Source organism: Janthinobacterium sp. RA13, from assembly GCF_000745325.1.
Classification (GTDB): domain Bacteria; phylum Pseudomonadota; class Gammaproteobacteria; order Burkholderiales; family Burkholderiaceae_D; genus Janthinobacterium; species Janthinobacterium rivuli.
The window spans coordinates 598,615-619,940 of sequence record NZ_JQNP01000001.1 but is presented as its reverse complement, the minus strand read 5'-3'; the positions used below and the strand labels follow the sequence as shown (position 1 = coordinate 619,940).

Below are 21,326 nucleotides of genomic sequence, written 5' to 3'. Positions count from 1 at the left end.
TCAGGCCTGGCCCTGGCGCAGCTGCTCGAAGAAGCAGACGGCGGCGCAGGCGGCCACGTTCAGCGATTCGATCTGGCCCAGGTGCGGAATGACCACCTGGTGCGTCGCCATCGACAATAAATCGTCAGCGACGCCCTGCCCTTCATGGCCAAACAGCCACGCGACGGGCTGGCGCAGGTCGACGTCGTACAATCGCTGCGTGGCGTAGCCGCTGGTGGCCAGGGTCGCCACCTTGGCATCCGAGACCAGCGCCGCCAGGTCGACGTTTTCAAAGATGTCGAGCACGAAGTGCGCGCCCATCGCCGCGCGCAGCACCTTCGGCGACCAGCAGAAGGCCGTGCCGGCGCTGCAGTACACCTGCGTGATACCGGCGGCGGCCGCGCTGCGCAGGATGGAACCCACATTGCCCGGATCCTGCAGGTTATCGAGCAGCACGGCCGACACGCTCAGGGGCTGCGTGACGGCCCGCTCCGGCGTCTCGACGAGGAACATCACGCCCACGCCGTGTTCGACCTGGCTCACCGCGTTATACAGCGCGTCGGGCAAGCCCAATACGTGCGCGCGCTGGCTTTCCAGCTGGCCAACGATCTCCATCACTTCCGGATTGCGCAAGGCGCTTTCGCTGACGATGCATTGCTCCGGCATGCCGCGCAGCTGCAGATACGACTGGCACAGATGCACCCCATCGAGCAGGGTGCGGCCCGACTTGCGGCGCGCCTGCGAACTGCCCGCCAGTTTCAGCAGCTCCTTGTATTGCGCATTGTCGCGCGAGGTAATCGTCTTCATGCAGCCACCTCTTGTCCGCCAAACAGGGCGATCACGTTGCGCACGGGCGCGAAGGAGCGGCGGTGCACGGGCGAGGCGCCGTGCAGGTGCAGGCGTTCCAGGTGCAATTTGGTGCCGTAACCCTTGTGCTGGTCGAAGCAGTACTCGGGATAGGCCGCATGCAGGTGCACCAGGGCCGCATCGCGCGCCGTCTTGGCCAGGATCGAAGCGGCGGAAATCGAATCGACCTTGTCGTCGCCACCGATGATGGCCATGCCGCGTATCGGCATCACGGGGCAGCGGTTGCCGTCGATCAGGGCCAGGGTCGGCACGGTCGCCAGCGCCTCGACGGCGCGGCGCATGGCCAGCATCGATGCCTGCAAAATGTTCAGGCGGTCGATCTCTTCTTCCGACGCTTCGGCGATGGCCCAGGCCAGAGCCTTGGCCTTGATCTGCGGCGCCAGCAGGTCACGTTTGGCTTCGCTGAGTTTTTTCGAATCGCGCAAGCCGTCAATCGGCTGGTTCGGGTCGAGGATCACGGCGGCGGCGAACACGGGGCCGGCCAGCGGACCGCGCCCTGCCTCGTCGACGCCACAGATGATTTCATCGAGCGAGAATGGCAAGTCGTCAAACAGGCCGGGATAGATATTTTTCACGTTGAATCTTTGGTAGGAACTGCGATTGAAACGGTGCTTACTTGCCGTGTGCGGCGATGACCTGCATGACGGCATTCGCGCTTTCCCGCGCGCTGTCGCGCAGCAGGCTGTGATGCATGTCGGTGAAGCGCTGCACCAGGCGCAAACGGCCCGGCATGTCGCTCAGCTGCTGCCACATGGCCTCGGCCAGCGCCTCGGGGCTGGCCGCATTTTGCAGCAGCTCGGGCACCAGGTAGTCGCGCGCCAGGATGTTTGGCAGTCCGATCCACGGCTGGTAGCCCATGTGGCGCATGATTTCCCACGAAGCGCGCATCATCTTGTAGGCGATGACCATGGGCTTCTTGTACAGCGCCACTTCCAGCGAGGCCGTGCCGGACGCCACCAAGACCGCATCGGCGGCGCAGATGGCCGTGTGCGAGCCGCCATCGGTGAGCAGTATCTCGACGTCCTGCAAGCCAGCTTCTGCTATCAGTTGCAGGAAATACTGGCGCTGCTTCTCGCCGGCCATGGGCGCGACGAAACGCAAGGAGCGGTCGCGCGCCAGCAGCAATTTGCAGGCGGTCACGAAAGCCACCGTATTGTATTTGAGTTCGCCCGTGCGGCTGCCCGGCATCAGGGTCACGACATTCGCGTCTTCCGGCAAGCCCAGGGTGCGGCGCGCGGCCGCTTCGTCGGGCTGCAACGGAATCATTTCAGCCAGCGGATGGCCGACGTAGGTGACGGGCACGCCCGCCTTGCGGTAGATTTCTTCCTCAAACGGGAAGATCACCAGCATGTGCGAGACGGCCTTGATGATTTTCTTGATGCGTCCACCGCGCCAGGCCCAGATCTGCGGCCCGATGTAGTGCACAGTGGGGATGCCGCCTTCCTTCAGCTGCTGTTCCAGCCCCAGGTTAAAACCCGGGTAGTCGGCGCCGATGAAGACGGCGGGACGCTCGGCCAGCAACTGGTCGCGCAGCGCGTTCTGGATGCCCTTGATCTCGCGGTAGCGGGGAATGATCTCGAACAGGCCGCGCACGGTCAGCTTGTCGAGCGGCCAGTCGGAGACAAAACCCTGCTTGGCCATGTGCTCGCCGCCGATGCCGTGGAAGCGCGTTCCAGGCAGCTGCGGCACGAGGCCGGACAGCAGCCGGCTGGCCAGCAGGTCGCCCGACACCTCGCCGGCGACGATGGCGACATTGGCGACCGGCTGGCCGCTGGACTGGTCAGCGGACGATGCCACGCGATGCCACGCCAAGGAATTCGCGCATGGCGCGAATGTGTTGCGCCACCTCGGGCGACGACGCCGCCTCTTCTTCGAACAGGGCAGCCTTGGATTCTTCCAGGGTCAGTCCCGCGCGGTAGATGAGTTTATATGCGGTGCGGATGCCGTTGATCTGCTCGCGCGTAAAGCCGCGGCGTTTCAAGCCTTCGATATTGACGCCATGCGCCTGCGCAGGATTGCCATTCAGGAGCACGAATGGCGGTACGTCCTGCGTCAGGCTGGTGCTCATGCCGACGAAGGCGTGCGCGCCGATCTTGCAAAACTGGTGCACGTTGGCGAAGCCGCTCATGATGACCCAATCGCCGATCTCCACGTGGCCCGCCAGCTGCGCGTTGTTCGAAAAGATGGTGTTGTTGCCCACCAGGCAGTCGTGCGCCAGGTGCACATACGCCGAGATCCAGTTGTCATTGCCCAGGCGCGTCACGCCGCCACCTTGCACGGTGCCCGTGTTGAAGGTGCAGAATTCGCGGATGGTGTTGCGGTCGCCGATGTCCAGGCGCGTCGCCTCGCCCGCCCATTTTTTATCCTGTGGCTGCGCGCCGATGGAGGAAAACTGGAACAGGTGGTTGTCGCTGCCGATCGTCGTGTGGCCGTCGATGACCACGTGCGGGCCAACCTTGGTGCCAGCGCCGATGCGCACGTGCGGACCGATGATGGTGTACGGACCCACCTCGACCGAGCTGTCGAGCTCGGCCTTCGGATCGATGACTGCCGTGGAGTGGATGGCCGCCATTACTGCCCCGCTGGCTGGCTCGCAGATTGGCTCGCATCCTGCGCGCTGCGGATGGTGCACATCAGTTCCGCTTCCAGCGCGACCTTGCCGTCGACCGTACCGACGGCCTTGTACTTCCAGATGCCGCGCGAAACGCGCAGGATTTCCACATCCATCTTCAGCTGGTCGCCCGGTTCGACGGGACGCTTGAAGCGCGCATTGTCGATGCCGACGAAGTACACCACCGAATTTTCGTCCGGTTTCACGCCCATCGACAGGAACGACAGCAGTGCCGCCGTCTGCGCCAGCGCTTCGATCATCAGCACGCCAGGCATGACCGGCTTGTGCGGGAAATGGCCCTGGAAGAACTCTTCGTTGACCGTCACGTTCTTGATGGCGGTGATGGTTTTGTTCGCTTCCCAGTCCAGCACGCGGTCAACCAGCAGCAGCGGGTAGCGGTGCGGCAGCAGCGATTTGATGGCGAGGATGTCGAGGGTCTTTTTTTCAGTAGTCATTTTTCGTCTTGCGTGGTCAGTGTTTTAATTGTTTTTTCAAGCGCGCGGATCTTCTCGCGCATGCTTGACAGGTTGCGCACGATGGCGGCGCTCTTTTCCCAGTCGGCGTTCTTGGCCAGCGGATAGAAGCCCGTGTACTGGCCCGCTTCAAGAATCGAACGCGAAACCATGCTGCCCGAACCCACGTGGACGCGGTCGGCGATGGTCAGGTGGCCCAGCACCATGGCGGCGCCGCCAAAGGTGCAGTACTTGCCGATGATGGCGCTGCCGGCCACGCCGACACAGCCGGCCATGGCCGTGTGCGCGCCGATGTGGCAGTTGTGGCCGATCTGGATCTGGTTATCGAGCTTGACGCCATCTTCGATGATGGTGTCGGCCAGTGCGCCACGGTCGATGGTGGTGTTGGCGCCAATATCGACATCGTCACCGATCACCACCCTGCCCGTCTGCGGAATCTTGATATACACGCCGCCTTCGTTGGCGAAGCCGAATCCGTCGGTGCCGATCACGGCGCCCGAATGGATGATGCCGCGCTGGCCGATCACGCAGCGCGCATGGAAAGTGACGTTGGCGAACAACTGGGTACCGGCGCCGATGACGGCGTCGCGCCCTACTACGCAACCGGCGCCGATGACGCAGGCAGGACCGATCACGGCGCCCGCTTCGATCACGGCGCGCGGTCCGACCGATGCGGTCGCGTCGACCTGCGCGCCATCATCGACGATGGCGCTGGCATGGATACCCACGGGCGGCTTGATCTCGTGCAGGGCGGCGAAATACTGCGCCGCGCGCGCGAAATACACATAGGGATTCGGTGTGACGATACGCGCACCGGCGTACTCGCCGCCGATCAGCGCGTCGTCGGCCGGCGTGAGTATCAGCGCGCAAGCGCCGCTCTGGGCCGCCTGTGCGCGGAATTTGCTATTGCTGAGAAAGCTGATGTGCGAAGCGCCGGCGTCGGCCAGCGGTGCGATGCCTGTAACTTCCAGGTTCGGATCGCCCGCCAACTGCCCGCCGAAGCGTTCGACCAATTCACCTAGTCGAGTGCCCATCGATATACCCTTATAAAAACGCCTGACTATGCCTGCTGCGCGGCGCGATTTGCGGTCTCCGATGCTCACTGTGCTCCAGCACAGCTCCGCTTCTCAACCACAACTCACATCCGCTCGCTACGGCACTGCCAGGCTTGAAACCGTTACTGTTACTTGTCCAGCGCCTTCAAAACCTTGTCGGTAATGTCGATGCGCGGGCTGGCCCACAGGGCTTCCTGCAGCACGATGTCATATCCTTCGATATGCGCCATCTGCTGGATGATGGTGTTGGCTTTTTCCGCGATGGCGCTGCGCTCTTCGTTCGTGCGCTGGCTCAGGTCTTCGCGGAACTCGCGCTGGCGGCGTTGCAGCTCCTTGTCCAGCTCGAAAAACTCGCGCTGGCGCTTGGCGCGCTCCGCCTCGCTCAGGGTCGGCATGTCCTTTTCCAGGGCTTCGTTGGCGACCTTGAAGCGGCTGGCCAGTTCCTGCACGGCCTTTTCACGCGAGCGGAACTCTTCGGCCAGCTTGGCGCTGGCCAGCTTGGCCAGTCTCGATTCGTTATAAATACGTTCGCTGCTGATCCAGGCGATCTTCGACTCCTGAGCCTGCGCCTGCACCGGCAACAGCGAACTCCAGCACAATGCGATCACGGCAAGGGTCTTGGGCAGGGTAGCGGATGCGGTGTTCATGATACTCCATGGTCAAAAAGTAAAAGCTCTCGCCCCGGTTCAGATGGCCGGTTAAAAACCGGTGCCCATCTGGAACTGGAAGCGCTCCAGGCGGTCCGTCGGCTTGGCGTTCAGCGGCTTGGCATAGCTCAGTTTGAGCGGGCCCACCGGTGAAATCCAGCTGATGCCCAAGCCAGCAGAATAGCGCAATTGCGACAGACGCATTTTTTCGCCTTCCTGGTAAACCTGGCCGCCGTCAAGGAAACCGAACCAGCGCAAGCTGCGGTCATTGCCCGAACCGGGGAATGGCATCTGCAGTTCCGCGTTGGCGATCAGGCGCGAAGCGCCGCCCAAGGCATCGTTGGTGCTCGGTTCGACCGCGCCCAGCGAGGAACTCAGGTAGCCGCGCACCGAACCGATGCCGCCGCCGTAGAAGTTCTTGAAGACCGGATACACGTGCTTGCCGATGCCGTGGCCGTAATCGAGCTCGCCCTTCAGCGCCAGGGTGACTTTGCTGAACAGCGGACGGAAATACTGGTGCTCGTAGATGGCACGGAAGTACTTCTGGTCGCCGATCAGGTCAGCCTCCAGGTTGACGCGCTGGTAGCGGCCGATCGATGGCGTCAAGGCGCTGTCGCGGCTGTCGCGCTGCCATGCCGCCGTCAGCGGAATGGAGTTCGTCGTGGCCGAACCGATGCCGTCGGACGGGCCGCCATTGTCAACCACGTACTGCTTGAAGCGGATCGGGCTGGTGATATCGGTCTCGATGCGCGAGCGCTCGCCGCCGATACCAAAGAAGACGGTATCGACTTCCGAGAACGGCACGCCGAAACTGACGCGGCCACCGGTTTGCTTGATCTTGTAGCTGCCGATGTTCAGCGCCGGCGGTTCCGTCGTGCGCAGGTAGACTTCAAAACTGCGCGAAATGCCATCGTCCGTGTAGTACGGATTGGTTTGCGAAAACGCGATGGTGCGGCTGTAATGGCTGGTATTGAGTTCAATGCCGACCGTGTTGCCGCTACCGGCGAAGTTGGCCTGCGAAATCGACGCCGACAGCGTGAATTTTTCCGATTGCGAGAACGCGCCGCCGATCAGGAAGTTACCCGTTGGTTTTTCCACCACCGTCACGTTGACGTCGACCTGGTCGGTCGTGCCCTGCGCTTCCGGCGTGTCGATGGTCACGTCCTTGAAGTAGCCGAGGCGGTCGACACGGTCGCGCGACAGCTTGATCTTGTTGCTGTCGTACCAGGACGATTCGAACTGGCGGAATTCACGGCGGATGACTTCATCGCGCGTGGTGGTGTTGCCGGCGATATTCATGTGGCGCACGTAGACGCGCTTGCCCGGATCGATGAAGAAGGTGAAACCGACTTCATGCTTTTCGCGGTTGATTTCCGGATTCGCGTTGACGTTGGCAAAGGCGTAGCCGAACGTGGCCAGGCGGTCCTGGATGCGCTTGTTCGTCGCCGTCAGGCGCGCGCCCGAATAGATCTCGCCTTCGCGCATCAGGTTCAGGGCTTTCAGTTCTTCCTCGCGGCCGAACATCTCGCCTTCGAACTTGGTGCCGGCGATCTTGTACTTTTCACCTTCGGTGATATTGATCGTCAGGTAAATGTCTTTTTTATCGGGCGTGATCGACACTTGCGTCGAGTCGACCTGCATCTCGATATAGCCGCGGTCCAGGTAGTAGGACTTGAGCGACTCGATGTCGCCCGTCAGCTTGGTCTTCGAATATTGATCGGCCTTGGTGTACCAGCTGAACCAGCCGCCCGTGTTCAAAGCCAGCTGTTCGCGCAGCTCCTTGTCGGTGAAGGCCTTGTTGCCGACAATATTGATCTGCTTGATGCGGGCCACGTCGCCCTCGTCGACGGCGAACACCACGTTGACGCGGTTGCGCTCGATCGGCGTGACGGTGGTGGTGATCTTCACGCCATACAGGCCATGCGACAGGTACTGGCGCTTGAGCTCCTGTTCCGCGCGGTCAACGGACGCCTTGTCGAAAATCTTGGCTTCACCCACGCCGATTTCCTTCAATGCCTTGACCAGCACATCCTTTTCAAATTCCTTGGTACCCGTAAATGCCACGGAAGCGATGGCCGGACGTTCCTCGACCAGCACCACCAGCACGTCGCCCTCGGCTTCCAGGCGCACATCCTTGAACATGCCCGTCGCATACAGGGCCTTGATGGCGGCGATACTCTTCTCGTCGGAGAACGTTTCGCCGACCCGCACCGGCAGGTAGGCAAACACGGTGCCCGCTTCGGTACGCTGGATCCCTTCGACCCGGATGTCCTTGACAGTAAATGGCTGGACGGCCAGCGCGTGGCCGGAACAGATGGCCATGACGGCGGCGCCGATCAGGCTGCGGCGAAAGGAAGGCAAGGCAAAACGAGCAGAATGTAATTTCATTGGGGTTATTCAATGGGTAAATCAATGGACAACATACACAAAAGATTGCTTGTGCGACTCACGCAATGGCATCAACCACCGCCCTAATTCAGCAATCGCAACACGTCATTAAAGACGGCAAGCACCATCAAGGTCAGCAACAAACCGATCCCCAGGCGCTGGGCAATCTCGCCTACGCGCTCCGGCAAGGGGCGTCCGGTCAAAACTTCCAGCGAATAATACAGCAAATGCCCGCCATCCAGAACAGGAATGGGTAGCAAATTCATCACGCCCAGACTGATACTGATGAAGGCAATGAAGCTCAGGTAGCTTACCAGGCCGATGCGCGCCGTCTGGCCCGCGTAATCGGCGATGGTAATGGGCCCCGTCACATTCTTCAGCGAGACCTGGCCGGTGATCATTTTGCCCAGCATTTTCAGGCTCATGACACTGGTATCCCAGACCTTGGTGGACGCCTTGCCCACGGCGGCGAACGGTCCGGAGGCCACGGTGATCATATCCGGCACCTGCCCCAGCTTTGCTTGTATCTTACCAACTGTTACAGCTCCCTCCGCCCCGGCACCGGGCACGGCGTCCGGCGTGATGGACAGGGTCAGATCCTGGCCCTGGCGCAGGAGTTGCAATTGCAAGGTCTTGCCCGGCGCCTGGCTCAGGGTGGCGATGACGGCCGCCACGTCGTGCACGGGCTGTTCGTCGATGGCCAGGATCTGGTCGTTTTTCTGCAGGCCGGCGCGCGCGGCGGCGCCACCGGGCATGATTTCCATCAGGGTGGGCGCGGAACGGGCCAGGGTCAGGCCCAGCTTGCCCAGCACGTCGCCTTCCAGGTCCGTTTCCGTCAGGCTGGCCGTCGGCAAGATCGCTTCCTGCTGGCCGCGGTCGGGACGGCGCACTTCGATGCGCGCCGGCTGCTTGTCGAGGGTAGCCTGGATCAATTCCCAGCGCAGTTCGGACCAGCTGGCCACGGCCTTGCCATTCACCGCTTCAACCGTATCGCCGCTGCGCAAGCCGGCCGCATGGGCGGCCGTCTCTTCGGCCACGGGACCGAGTTTACTCGACGGCTCTTCGATGCCATGCATGAACAGACCCGCATACAGCACGATGGCGACCAGGAAATTGGCCAGCGGGCCGGCGGCCACGATGGCGATGCGGCGCCACACGCTCTGGCGCGTGAACTCGCGGCGCAATTCGCTTTCCGGCAAATCGCTGAGGTCTTGCGCGCGGCTGTCGAGCATGCTCACATAGCCGCCCAGCGGCAGCGCGGAAATCGCCCACTCCGTCTGGTCCTTGCCAAACTTGCGCGAGTACACCACTTTTCCCATGCCGATCGAGAAACGCAGCACTTTGACGCCGCACCAGCGCGCCACCAGGTAATGCCCCAGCTCGTGCAGAGTGATCAGCGAACCCAGCGCAACGATGAACGCCAGCAAGGTGGTAATCAAGGTCATGCGGCCAGCCTTTGGGCGATGTACGCTTGCGCGGCCGCTCGGGCCAGGCGGTCCTGCTCCATCACGGCTTCGATGCTGGACGCGGCGCCGTGCGGCACCGTCTCGATCACGTGCGCGATGACCCGGTCGATCTGGCGGAAACCGATCTGTTCGTCAAGAAACGCTTGCACGGCCACTTCATTGGCCGCGTTCAGCAGGGCCGGCGCCGTGCCGCCCGCGCGCAAGGCGTCGAACGCCAGCGCCAGGCAAGGGAAACGGCGGAAATCGGGACGCTCGAACTGCAGGGTCGCCACTTGCGCCAGGTCCAGTTGCGCCACGCCGGAAGCGATGCGCCGCGGATACGCCAGCGCGTGCGCGATCGGCGTGCGCATGTCCGGATTGCCCAGCTGGGCCAGCACGGAACCGTCGATGTACGACACCATCGAATGGATCACGCTTTGCGGGTGGATCAGCACTTCGATCTGCTCGGCCGGCGCGCCGAACAGCCAGTGCGCCTCGATCACTTCCAGGCCCTTGTTCATCATGGTGGCCGAATCGACGGAAATCTTGCGTCCCATGGCCCAGGTCGGATGCTTGCAGGCCTGGTCCGGCGTGACCGCGTCGAGCGTCTCGACGTCGCGCGTGAGGAAGGGCCCGCCGGAAGCGGTGAGCACGATTTTCGCCACGCCGGCGGCGCCCGGTGCGCGGCCATGGGCGTGCGGCATGCATTGGAAAATAGCGTTGTGTTCGCTGTCGATCGGCAGCAGCACGGCGCCGTTGTCGTGCACGGCATCGATGAACAGCTGGCCGGACATCACCAGCGCTTCTTTATTGGCCAACAATACTTTCTTGCCAGCACGCGCTGCCGCCAAGGTGGGCGCCAGGCCGGCCGCGCCGACGATGGCCGCCATCACGCCCGTCACTTGCGGCGCGCTGGCGATGGCGCACAGGGCGTCCACGCCGTACTCGACCTGCGTATCGACGCCCTGCCCGCGCAGCAAGCGCGTCAGTTCAAGGGCGGCATCCGCCGTGCCGACGACGGCGCGCTGGGGACGGAATTGCAGGCACTGGGCGGCCAGTTCGGCCACACGGCTGTGTGCGCTTAGCGCATACACGCTGTATTGCTCCGGATGACGCGCGAGCACGTCCAGGGTGGACACGCCGATCGAACCGGTCGCGCCAAGGATGGTGATGTATTGCATGAGTTTCCTTAAAGCCAGCTGGCCACGAGGGCGGCAAATGGCAGGACCGGGATCAAGGCATCGATACGGTCGAGTACGCCGCCATGGCCAGGCAGCAGGTTGCTGCTGTCCTTGATGCCGGCGCGGCGCTTCAATTGGGATTCGAACAGGTCGCCGACGATGCTGGCGGCGACGATCAGCAGCAGTACCAGCAAGGCCACCAGCCAGCCGCGGCGCAATTGCAGCTGCACGGCAAAGGTGTCTTGCAAGACTGGCAGCGATGGCGCGGCCATGATGGTGATGGCGGAGATGACGAGCACGGCGATGCCGCCGCCGATGGCGCCTTCCCAGGATTTACCTGGGGAAATACTTGGCGCCAGCTTGCGCTTGCCGAAAGCCTTGCCCGAGAAGTAAGCGCCGATATCGGCGATCCACACGAGGGCCATGACGGACAGCAGGAACAAGGGGCTATGCAGGAACAGGGCGATGATGGCAACAAAACAGCCGACGATGGTCACCGGGTACACCAGGCTGAGCAAGGTATTGCCCAGGCCTTCGGTGGGCGGCAAGCCCGTCGCCAGCGAAGGCACGAAGCGGATCAGCCAGATGGCCACGCACAGGGCGAACCAGAAATTGAGCTGCGCCATGCCGTTGCCGACAAAAAACGTATATGCGAAGGCGGCGGTCCAGATGGCGGCAATCAGCAGCGCCTGGCGATTTTTGAAGATGCGGAAGCTTTCCCAGATGGCGGCGCCGAAGAACGCCGTGGCGATCACGGCGAAGGCGGGGAAATAATTCAGATACAGAACCGGCAGCAAGACCGCCAACAAGACCAGGGCGGTGATTATCCGTGTTTTCAGCATCAGTTTGTCTTTTCAGTTAATTGCGCGCTGGTACGGCCAAAGCGCCGTTCGCGCTGCTGGTAAGACGCGATTGCCGCGTCGAGGCACTCGTCATTGAAGTCGGGCCAGAAAGTCTCGGTGAAAAACAACTCAGTGTACGCCAGTTGCCACAGGAGGAAATTGGAAATGCGCTGCTCGCCGCCCGTGCGGATGAACAGGTCGGGCTCGGGCGCGTAGGCCATGGCCAGGTGCGGCGCCAGTTGCTCTTCCGTGTAAGCGTGCGCGGCGGGCTGGCCATTGGCTGCCGCCTCGGCCGTCATTTTGTTGACTGCCTGCATGATGTCCCAGCGGCCGCCGTAATTGGCGCAGATGGACACCGTCAGACGCGTGTTGTTCGCCGTCTTGCGCTCCGCATTGGCGATCAGGGTTTGCAACTGCTCATTGAAGCGCGACAGGTCGCCCACCACCTTCAGGCGGATATCATTGGCATGCATCTTGACCACTTCGCGTTCCAGCATGGTGACGAACAGGCGCATCAGCATCGACACCTCTTCTTCCGGGCGGCGCCAGTTTTCAGAACTGAAGGCAAACAGGGTCAGGTACTCGACACCGCGTTCGAGGCAAGTCTCGACGATGCCGCGCACGGCGTCGGCGCCCTTGACGTGGCCGGCCACGCGGGGCAGGAAGCGTTTGGTTGCCCAGCGACCATTGCCATCCATAATGATTGCCACATGGCGCGGCACCGTACCGACCTCAGGTACTGCCGTTGTCGAACTCGAATAGATCATGAAAACAAGAATACCAAAAATAAAAGATAGCTATTATGCGCCAAATAGCACTGCCCGGAAAAGCCATGCTTTTCCGGGCAGTGTCGAAGGACTGAAAACTAGACCGTCAGCACTTCTTTTTCTTTGTCGACGACCATCTTGTCGATGTCGGCGATAAACTTGTCCGTCAGCTTCTGCACTTCTTCCGACGAGCGGCGCTCATCGTCCTCGGAGCAGGCTTTTTCCTTGACCAGTTTCTTCAGCGACTCGTTCGCATCGCGGCGAATGTTACGCACGGCAATCTTCGCGTCTTCCGCTTCGCTCTTGACCAGCTTGACCATTTCCTTGCGGCGCTCTTCCGTCAGCGGCGGCGTCGGAACGCGGATCAGGTCGCCCTGTGCCGACGGGTTCAGGCCCAGGTCGGCATCGCGGATGGCTTTTTCGATGGTGTTGGCCATCTTCTTTTCGTACGGCTGCACACCGATGGTGCGCGCGTCGATCAGGGTCACGTTGGCGACCTGGGTCAGCGCCGTCGGCGAACCGTAGTAATCGACCATCACGTGGTCCAGGATACCCGTATGGGCGCGGCCGGTACGCACTTTGGCCAGGTCGGCCCGCAGTGTTTCCAGCGACTTCGTCATGCGTTCCTGGGTGTTCTTTTTAACGTCAGCTAAGGACATACGCCCTCCTATATCTTGATAATAAATGGGTATTACAATTATTCACTGCAGTGTAAATGTTCGCGCAGTCGGGAGGGCCGAAAACCGTTCAGGGCAAGGCGCAGCGCCGAAGACAGTACGAATGTACGGCGAGGCGCTGCAACGCAGCCATGGACGGTTTCTCGGTGCTCCTTATTTCTATACGTGAACCAGCGTGCCTTCATCTTCGCCCATGATGACGCGCATCAGCGCGCCTGGCTTGGTGATCGAAAACACTTTGATTGGCAGTTTCTGGTCGCGGCACAGGGCGAATGCCGTGGCATCCATCACTTGCAGGTGCTTGGCGATGGCGTCGTCGAACGTAATCGTGTGGAACAGGGTGGCGTTCGGATCCTTCTGAGGATCGGCCGTGTAGACGCCGTCGACCTTGGTGGCCTTCAGGACGATCTCGGCGCTGATCTCGGCACCGCGCAGGGCAGCTGCCGTGTCGGTGGTGAAGAACGGATTGCCGGTGCCGGCGGCGAAGACCACCACTTTACCTTCTTCCAGGTATTGCAGGGCTTTCGGGCGGACGTACGGCTCGACCACTTGCTCGATGCCGATGGCCGACATGACGCGCGCGGTAATGCCGACGTGGCGCATGGCATCGGCCAGGGCCAGGGCATTCATCACGGTGGCAAGCATGCCCATGTAGTCGGCGGTGGCACGGTCCATGCCTTGCGCGCCAGGCGCGACGCCGCGGAAAATATTGCCGCCGCCAATCACGATTGCCAGTTCCACACCCAACTTCGCCACCTCGGCCACATCGGCCACCATGCGCTCGATCGTGGCGCGGTTGATGCCGTAGGGATCATCGCCCATCAGGGCTTCGCCGGACAACTTGAGGAGGACGCGCTTGTAGGCTGGTTTTGACATGAGCTGGGGCTCCATAAATGAGGTTATTCGAGTATGACATAGCGCAGCGCCTTGCAGCGCCGGATAGGCGGGAGGAAGCTGCCCATGCCGCCGCCCGGCACGACAGGTGCGGGCGGGCCAAAAAAACGGGCCTCTCGGCCCGCTTTACTTACGCTCCCTGGGAGGCAGCCATCTGTGCTGCGACTTCTGCTGCGAAGTCGTCTTGCTTCTTCTCGATGCCCTCACCCACTACGTACATGGCGAAACCTTTGACGCTGGTGTTAGCCGCCTTCAGCATTTGCTCAACCGACAGCTTGTCGTTTTTCACGAAAGCTTGGTTCAGCAGGGAAACTTCTTTCAGGAACTTCTGTACGGAACCTTCCAGGCGCTTGGCCAGGATTTCCGGCGATTGCGCTGGCTTGCCTTCGGCGGCCGCTTTGGCTGCGTCTTCTTCGGCTTTCAGTTGTGCAACCGAACGCTCTTTTTCGATCAGTTCCGCTGGAACTTCGTTCGACGACAGCGACACTGGCTTCATGGCAGCGATGTGCATGGCCACGTCTTTGCCCACTTGCTCATCGGCGCCGTCGAATTCGACGATCACGCCAATGCGCGAACCGTGCAGGTACGAAGCCAGCTTGGCGCTGGTTTCGAAACGCTGGAAGCGGCGGATGGTCATGTTTTCGCCGATTTTGCCGATCAGGGCAGCGCGCACGTCTTCCAGGGTCTTGCCATCGAGTGGCAGGGCCAGCAGGGCAGCTACGTCAGCCGGATTGTGTTCCGCTACCAGACGGGCAGCGTTGTTGGCCAGTGCCAGGAAATCGTCGTTTTTCGCAACGAAGTCGGTTTCCGAGTTCACTTCGACCAGGGCGCCTACGCCGTTGGCGATGTAGGTTGCCACGACGCCTTCAGCGGTGATGCGTGCCGATGCTTTCGATGCCTTGCCGCCCAGCTTGACGCGCAGGATCTCTTCCGCACGAGCCATGTCGCCTTCGGCTTCGGTCAGTGCTTTTTTGCATTCCATCATTGGTGCGTCGGTTTTGCCGCGCAATTCGCCTACCATCGCTGCTGTAATCGCTGCCATGTGTTTCTCCTGATTCGGTGAGTCGATAGTCGCGGCCGGGCATGCATGCCTCGCCAGCGGTCACTATCGTTTTTTTGTTAAAAAAAAGGGGGAGCTGCTGCCACCCCTTTTCCCTTACTGCTGTGCTTACAAACGGCTATCTTGCGATAGCCTGGCCATTAAGCCTGTTCGTTAACTTCGACGAATTCGTCGCCAGCGGCTGCTTTAACCATTTCAACAACTTCGTTACCGGCAGCTGCACGGCCTTCGATGATTGCATCAGCAACACCGCGAGCGTACAACATGATGGCTTTCGAGGAGTCATCGTTACCTGGGATCACGAAGTTCACGCCTTCTGGGGAGTGGTTGGTATCGACAACGCCGATGACCGGGATACCCAGTTTAGCTGCTTCGGTGATCGCACCTTTGTGGTAGCCGACGTCCACAACGAAGATTGCGTCAGGAATGCCGCCCATGTCCTTGATGCCGCCGATCGATTTTTGCAGCTTGATCATTTCGCGGGAGAACATCAGCGCTTCTTTTTTCGACAGCTTCTCGATCGAACCGTCTTCGATCATCACTTCCATGTCTTTCAGACGCTTGATCGAGGTTTTGATCGTTTTGAAGTTGGTCAGCATGCCGCCCAACCAACGTTGATCAACGAAAGGCACGCCAGCGCGTTGTGCTTCAGCAGCGATGATTTCGCGAGCTTGACGCTTGGTGCCAACCATCAGGATGGTGCCACGGTTTGCAGCCAGTTGACGCACGTGCTTCATTGCGTCCTGGTACATCGCCATGGTTTTTTCCAGGTTGATGATGTGGATCTTGTTGCGATGGCCGAAGATGAACGGTGCCATTTTTGGATTCCAAAAACGGGTTTGGTGACCAAAGTGGACACCGGCTTCCAGCATTTCGCGCATTGTTACGGACATTATTAACTCCAGGGTTGGGTCTGGAATCCGATCAGTCACCATACAGGCACCCTTGTCGACCGGATTCGCGTGTTTATATAAATTAAAGACACTGTTTTACTGCACTGCTTAAAAGAGAATTCAAGCAACCCGGGATTCTACACTGAAATGCCCATTTCATCAAGCCCACGCCGCAAATCGCGCGCGCAGCGACGGCAAGCCTTGCACCACACTGGTGCAAGGCTTATCGACCATCGGTTTTCCCGCAAAAATCACCTGCCAGCCATAGGATGGAGGCGGCGGATGCCGGGCGCCTCGTTTATAATTTCGACATATTTGCAGACTTTTCCTCATACGCTGAGATTCGTCTGTGCTTTTCACCCGAACATCTTGCAGATTGCGAATTACACCATGTCCACCATCCGTATCAATACCGCCGCCGACATCGAAGGCATGCGCGTTGCCGGCAAGCTCGGCGCCGAAGTACTCGATTACATCACGCCTTTCGTCAAGGTCGGCGTCACGACGGGCGAACTGGACCGCCTGTGCCACGAATACATGGTCAACGTGCAAGGCACCATCCCTGCCCCGCTGAACTACTGTCCTCCTGGCTACACGCCCTACCCGAAAGCCATCTGCACCTCCGTCAACGACGTCATCTGCCACGGCATTCCCGGCGACAAGGTCCTCAAGAGCGGCGACTCCGTCAACCTCGACATCACCGTCATCAAGGATGGCTACCACGGCGACAACAGCCGCATGTTCCTCGTCGGCACGCCCACCATCCTGGCCAAGCGCCTGTCGGAAATCACCTATGAATGCATGTGGCTGGGCATCGACCAGATCAAGCCTGGCGCCCACCTGGGCGATATCGGCCACGCCATCCAGCAGCATGCTGAAAAGGCCGGCTACAGCGTGGTGCGCGAATTCTGCGGCCACGGCATCGGCAAGGTCTTCCATGAAGAGCCGCAAGTGCTGCATTACGGCAAACCAGGCACCCTGGAGCGCCTGGAAGCGGGCATGATTTTCACGGTCGAGCCGATGATCAACTCGGGCCGCCGCGAAATCCGCGAAATGAACGACGGCTGGACCATCAAAACCAAGGACCGCAGCCTGTCGGCGCAATGGGAACACACGGTGCTGGTGACGGAAACGGGCTATGAAGTGCTGACCGTCTCACCCGGCATGCCGCCGCCACCCGCCTTGATCCTGAACAAAGCCTGATTCTCCATCCCACGCACCGCCACCCCAGGGCCCAGATGAAAAAGCAAGTTCGGGAACAGCTGAAACAGCAACTGAAAGCCGACCGCCAGGTCGTCATTGCGGCCTTCCAGGCCGACGGCAAGCCTGAAAAACTGCTGCGCAGCCTGCGCCACAGCGTCGATGGCGTGCTGGCGCGTGCCTGGCAGGAAGCGGGCTTGCCGCCAGGCACGGCCCTGGTGGGCGTGGGCGGCTATGGCCGCGGCGAACTGTTTCCGTATTCCGACGTCGACCTGCTGATCCTGCTGCAACAGGCGCCCGATGCCGCCACGCAGGAAAAGCTCGAGGAACTGGTGCAACTGCTGTGGGACCTGGGCCTGGAAATCGGCCACAGCATCCGCACGGTCGATGAGTGTTTGATCGAATCGAAGGCCGACATCACGGTGCAAACAAGCTTGCTCGAAGCGCGCCTCGTGTGCGGCAACGCGGACCTGTTCGCGCAGTTGCAGCAGCGCTACGACGCGGCCATGGACCCGCAAGCGTTCTTTCAGGCAAAAACGGCGGAAATGCGCCAGAGACACGCAAAATACGAAGACACAGCCTTCAGCCTGGAACCGAATTGCAAGGAAAGCCCGGGCGGCCTGCGCGACTTGCAAGTGATTTTGTGGGTGGCCAAGGCGGCCGGCCTGGCCAACTCGTGGCGCACCCTGGCCACGGGCGGCCTGATCACCCTGACGGAAGCGCGCCAGTTGATGGAAAAGGAGCGCGCCTTCAAGGATATTCGCGTGCGCCTGCACCTGCACGCGGGACGGCGCGAAGACCGCCTCGTGTTCGACGTGCAGACGGCGATCGCCGAATCGCTGGGCCTGCAAGCGACGGGCAGCGGGCCGCACATGCGCCGCGCCAGCGAATTCCTGATGCAGCGCTACTACTGGGCCGCCAAGACGGTGACCCAGCTCAACACGATTTTGCTGCAAAACATCGAGGCACGGCTGTTTCCGCAAGACGACGTGGCCGTGCCCATCAACGAGCGCTTCAATGAAGTCAACAGCCTGATCGACATCAGCGCCGACGATACCTTCGAACAATACCCATCGGCCATGCTGGAAGTCTTCGTGCTGATGACGGAACGCCCGGCCCTGAAGGGCATGACCTCGCGCGCCACGCGGGCCCTGTGGCACGCGCGCTTCAAGATCGACGCCGCCTTCCGCCAGGATCCCGTCAACCGCGCCCTCTTCCTGCGCATCATGCAAGCCCCGGTCGGCATCATCCATGCGCTGCGGCGCATGAACGAGATGAGCATCCTGGGGCGCTACCTGCCGAATTTCCGCCGCATCGTGGGCCAGATGCAGCACGACCTGTTCCACGTGTACACGGTCGACCAGCACATTTTGATGGTGGTGCGCAACATGCGCCGCTTCACCATGAGCGAACACGCGCACGAATACCCGTTCTGCAGTCAGCTGATGGCCGATTTCTCGCAGTCGTGGCTGCTGTACGTGGCAGCCCTGTTCCACGACATCGCCAAGGGCCGCGGCGGCGACCACTCGAAGCTGGGCGTGGCCGACGCCACCCAGTTCTGCCATGACCACGGTCTGTCGGAAGAAGACACGGAACTGGTGGCATTCCTGGTGGAAAATCATTTGACCATGTCGCAAGTGGCGCAAAAGCAGGATCTGTCCGATCCCGACGTCGTCCAGGCCTTTGCGAAAGTGGTCAAGGACGAGCGCCACCTGACAGGCCTGTACCTGCTGACGGTGGCCGACATCCGCGGCACCAGCCCGAAAGTGTGGAACGCCTGGAAGGGCAAGCTGCTGGAAGACCTGTACAAGATCACCTTGCGCGTGCTGGGCGGCGAGCCGCACACGGCCGACCGCGAGCTCAAAAACCGCCAGCAGGAAGCGCTGGCCACCCTGCGCCTGTACGGTTTGCCGCCCGATGCCCATCTGAAACTGTGGCAGCAGCTGGATGTGGCGTATTTCCTGCGCCACGACGCCTCCGACATCGCCTGGCAGACGCGCTCGCTGTATGACAAACTCGACAGCAAGTTGCCGGTGGTAAAATGCCGGCTGGCGCCCATCGGCGAAGGCTTGCAGGTGGCCGTGTACATTCCCGACCAGCCCGACCTGTTCGCGCGCATCTGCAGCTATTTCGACCGCAAGAATTTCAGCATCCTCGACGCGAAGATCCACACGACGAAAAACGGCTATGCGCTCGACACCTTCCTTGTCACCGAGCAGAACTTCGCCAAGAGCTACCGCGACATCATCAGCCTGATCGAGCATGAGCTGGGCGAGCTGCTGCAGTCGCAAACGCCGCTGCCGCCGCCGGGCAAGGGACGGCTGTCGCGCCTGTCGCGCACCTTCCCCTTCCAGCCGACCGTGGATTTGCGGCCCGACGAAAAGGGTCAATATTATTTACTGTCGGTGGCGGCCAACGACCGCACGGGCTTGCTGTATGCGATCGCCAACGTGCTGACCAAGTACCGCATCAACTTGCACACGGCCAAGATCATGACCCTGGGCGAGCGGGTCGAAGACGTCTTCCTCGTCGACGGCCCCGCGCTGAACAATGCCCGCAACCAGATATTGCTGGAAACCGATTTACTCGATGCGCTGAAAGTGTAGACTTTCCGCGCAGCGCCTACCTTACTGAAACTGAAACAACATGACCGAAGAATTATTACGCTTGTCCAAACGCATGTCCGAACTGGGCCTGTCCTCCCGCCGCGAAGCCGATGAATGGATCGCACGCGGCTGGGTCCGTGTGGACGGCAAGGTGGTGTCCGAGCTGGGCAGCAAGGTCTACCCGAGCCAGAAAGTCACCGTGGAACGCCAGGCGGCAGCCGAGCAATCGAAGCGCGTCACCGTGCTGATCAACAAACCCGTCGGTTACGTCAGCGGCCAGGCCGAAGATGGCTACACACCCGCCGTAGCCCTGATCAAGGCGGAAAACCGCTGGGCGGAAGACCGCAGCCCGGAACAGTTCCACCCGACCCAGCTGCGCAGCCTGGTGGCGGCCGGCCGCCTGGACATCGATTCCGTCGGCTTGCTGGTCCTGACGCAGGATGGGCGCGTGGCCAAGCAACTGATCGGCCACGATACCGATATCGACAAGGAATACCTGGTGCGCGTGAGCTACACCAAGGGCGGCACGCTGCCCGACAGCGAACTGAAAAAGCTCAACCACGGCCTGTGGCTCGACGGCAAGCCGCTGCTGCCGGCCAAGGTGCGCTGGCAAAATGAAGACCAGCTGAGCTTTACCCTGCGCGAAGGCAAGAAACGCCAGATCCGCCGCATGTGCGAAGCCGTGGGCCTGAAAGTGCTGGGATTGAAACGCGTGCGCATCGGCAAGGTCAAGCTGGGCGACTTGCCGGCGGGCCAATGGCGTTACCTGAGCGCTGACGAGCAATTCTAAGCGCCCGCCTGGCATGCCAGGCCACATAAGCAACAGGAATATAGTGATATAAAATCAATTATTGTGATTTACTTAGTAAATATTGCCTTAAACCTATACACTATTCCCCATCAGAACAAAAGAGATACGCTGTCGTGAACGATCCCATTCCCAATCCCCTGCGCAAGGGCGCGCCCAGCCTGGCTGACGTGGCCGAGCCGATGGCGCCAGGCACCAAGCCGCACCATATGAGCGATCCGTGGGATATCGGCGAAACCCTGTGCAGCCTGGCTGACAACGGCGACGCCATTTCCATCTACCCGACGGGCGGCGAAGACGTCATCATGGCGCGCATTTTGTCCGTCGACGATGACTTGCCGCAATTCGTGCTGGAACTCAATGAAGGCGCCACCCTGCCCGAAGGCGGCGCCACATTTGTATCGTGGGTGCAAAGCGCCAAGCTGCAATTTACCATCAATGGCGAATGGCAAGCGTATCCCGAGCGGCCGAACGTGTATCTGACCAACTTCCCCAGTCATTGCCTGGTGCTGGAACGGCGCGAATCGACGCGCCTGGAAACCCCGCTGGGCGTGTACTACCTGGCCGCCTTCGTGCTCGAAGGTCGTCCGTATGAATTGCAGCTGTATGATTTTTCGGCCGGCGGCATCGGCATGCGCGCCCATCCGCGCGACACGATCGGCCTGTACGTGGGGCGCAAGCTGTCGCGCGTGCGCCTGGAACTGGGACCGAACAAGGTCATGATCGCCGACCTGGAAATCCGCCTGTCGCGCACCTTCCGCTCTTTCCTGCTGGGCGAGCAAGTGCAGATCGGCTGCCGCTTCCTGAACCTGACGGATGCCATGCAGGATGAATTGAAAGTGCTGCTCGATGACCTGGGCAGCAGCCGCAAGGTGCGCTAGGTTCGCCAGGTTTGCTTCACGCATAAAAAATGGCCGCCCAGCTCATGCTGCG

At 61.1% G+C, this 21,326-nt stretch carries 20 protein-coding genes; 4 read left to right on the top strand and 16 right to left on the bottom strand.

All coding sequences use genetic code 11. The features are described from left to right. The 16 genes from FG13_RS02750 to rpsB all read right to left on the bottom strand — a co-directional run bounded on the left by FG13_RS02750 (position 1) and on the right by rpsB (position 15,779). Positions 1–786, bottom strand: a complete 786-nt coding sequence (locus FG13_RS02750) for a TrmH family RNA methyltransferase (protein ID WP_035818178.1) — start codon at positions 784–786, stop codon at positions 1–3. Further along, positions 783–1,421, bottom strand: a complete 639-nt coding sequence (rnhB, locus tag FG13_RS02745) for a ribonuclease HII (RefSeq protein ID WP_035818175.1) — start codon at positions 1,419–1,421, stop codon at positions 783–785. The genes FG13_RS02750 and rnhB overlap by 4 nt, the downstream gene beginning before the upstream one ends. 37 nt (positions 1,422–1,458) lie before the next feature. Then, positions 1,459–2,643 carry a lipid-A-disaccharide synthase gene (gene lpxB / locus FG13_RS02740; protein WP_035818172.1) on the bottom strand — a complete coding sequence of 395 codons (1,185 nt, stop codon included), beginning with the start codon at positions 2,641–2,643 and terminating at the stop codon, positions 1,459–1,461. Beyond that, complete coding sequence (lpxA, locus tag FG13_RS02735) at positions 2,627–3,418, bottom strand: acyl-ACP--UDP-N-acetylglucosamine O-acyltransferase (protein WP_035818170.1); 792 nt, start codon at positions 3,416–3,418, stop codon at positions 2,627–2,629. The genes lpxB and lpxA overlap by 17 nt, the downstream gene beginning before the upstream one ends. Beyond that, the gene (gene fabZ / locus FG13_RS02730) at positions 3,418–3,912 is read right to left on the bottom strand and encodes a 3-hydroxyacyl-ACP dehydratase FabZ (protein ID WP_035818168.1); all 495 of its coding nucleotides are present in this window, start codon (positions 3,910–3,912) and stop codon (positions 3,418–3,420) included. Before fabZ ends, lpxA begins: the two co-directional genes overlap by 1 nt. After that, positions 3,909–4,964 carry a UDP-3-O-(3-hydroxymyristoyl)glucosamine N-acyltransferase gene (gene lpxD / locus FG13_RS02725; RefSeq protein ID WP_035818166.1) on the bottom strand — a complete coding sequence of 352 codons (1,056 nt, stop codon included), beginning with the start codon at positions 4,962–4,964 and terminating at the stop codon, positions 3,909–3,911. The genes fabZ and lpxD overlap by 4 nt, the downstream gene beginning before the upstream one ends. Positions 4,965–5,113: 149 nt before the next feature. Continuing rightward, on the bottom strand, positions 5,114–5,632 hold the full coding sequence (locus FG13_RS02720) for an OmpH family outer membrane protein (RefSeq protein ID WP_051958405.1): 519 nt from the start codon (positions 5,630–5,632) through the stop codon (positions 5,114–5,116). Positions 5,633–5,683: 51 nt separating this feature from the next. After that, a complete protein-coding gene (bamA, locus tag FG13_RS02715) occupies positions 5,684–8,020 on the bottom strand; it encodes an outer membrane protein assembly factor BamA (RefSeq protein ID WP_035818165.1) in 2,337 nt (778 codons plus the stop codon). Between the two features lie 83 nt (positions 8,021–8,103). Then, a complete protein-coding gene (gene rseP, locus FG13_RS02710) occupies positions 8,104–9,465 on the bottom strand; it encodes an RIP metalloprotease RseP (RefSeq protein WP_035818163.1) in 1,362 nt (453 codons plus the stop codon). Continuing rightward, entirely contained in the window at positions 9,462–10,646 is a 1,185-nt protein-coding gene (ispC, locus tag FG13_RS02705; RefSeq protein ID WP_035818161.1) for a 1-deoxy-D-xylulose-5-phosphate reductoisomerase, read from the bottom strand. Before ispC ends, rseP begins: the two co-directional genes overlap by 4 nt. A gap of 8 nt (positions 10,647–10,654) precedes the next feature. Further along, positions 10,655–11,488: a phosphatidate cytidylyltransferase gene (locus FG13_RS02700; protein WP_035818160.1), complete on the bottom strand. Its 834-nt coding sequence runs from the start codon at positions 11,486–11,488 to the stop codon at positions 10,655–10,657. Beyond that, positions 11,488–12,255 (bottom strand): polyprenyl diphosphate synthase, encoded by a 768-nt coding sequence (gene uppS / locus FG13_RS02695; RefSeq protein WP_035818158.1) that lies wholly within the window; start codon positions 12,253–12,255, stop codon positions 11,488–11,490. Before uppS ends, FG13_RS02700 begins: the two co-directional genes overlap by 1 nt. Positions 12,256–12,353: 98 nt before the next feature. Then, positions 12,354–12,914 carry a ribosome recycling factor gene (gene frr, locus FG13_RS02690; RefSeq protein WP_034784152.1) on the bottom strand — a complete coding sequence of 187 codons (561 nt, stop codon included), beginning with the start codon at positions 12,912–12,914 and terminating at the stop codon, positions 12,354–12,356. A gap of 177 nt (positions 12,915–13,091) precedes the next feature. Then, positions 13,092–13,808, bottom strand: coding sequence for a UMP kinase (pyrH, locus tag FG13_RS02685; RefSeq protein WP_035818156.1), 717 nt, complete (start codon positions 13,806–13,808; stop codon positions 13,092–13,094). A gap of 148 nt (positions 13,809–13,956) precedes the next feature. After that, on the bottom strand, positions 13,957–14,868 hold the full coding sequence (gene tsf / locus FG13_RS02680) for a translation elongation factor Ts (protein ID WP_034752260.1): 912 nt from the start codon (positions 14,866–14,868) through the stop codon (positions 13,957–13,959). 158 nt (positions 14,869–15,026) lie between these two features. Beyond that, complete coding sequence (rpsB, locus tag FG13_RS02675) at positions 15,027–15,779, bottom strand: 30S ribosomal protein S2 (RefSeq protein ID WP_010397614.1); 753 nt, start codon at positions 15,777–15,779, stop codon at positions 15,027–15,029. A 390-nt stretch (positions 15,780–16,169) separates the two neighbouring features. Here rpsB and map point away from each other — a divergent pair, with 390 nt between their 5' ends. The 4 genes from map (at position 16,170) to FG13_RS02655 (ending at position 21,274) form a co-directional block, all read left to right on the top strand. Further along, on the top strand, positions 16,170–16,982 hold the full coding sequence (map, locus tag FG13_RS02670; RefSeq protein WP_035826955.1) for a type I methionyl aminopeptidase: 813 nt from the start codon (positions 16,170–16,172) through the stop codon (positions 16,980–16,982). 35 nt (positions 16,983–17,017) lie between these two features. After that, positions 17,018–19,585, top strand: coding sequence for a [protein-PII] uridylyltransferase (locus FG13_RS02665; RefSeq protein WP_035818149.1), 2,568 nt, complete (start codon positions 17,018–17,020; stop codon positions 19,583–19,585). A gap of 40 nt (positions 19,586–19,625) precedes the next feature. After that, on the top strand, positions 19,626–20,375 hold the full coding sequence (locus FG13_RS02660; RefSeq protein ID WP_035818148.1) for a pseudouridine synthase: 750 nt from the start codon (positions 19,626–19,628) through the stop codon (positions 20,373–20,375). A gap of 134 nt (positions 20,376–20,509) precedes the next feature. After that, positions 20,510–21,274, top strand: a complete 765-nt coding sequence (locus FG13_RS02655; protein ID WP_081922391.1) for a flagellar brake protein — start codon at positions 20,510–20,512, stop codon at positions 21,272–21,274. Positions 21,275–21,326: the final 52 nt, after the last annotated feature.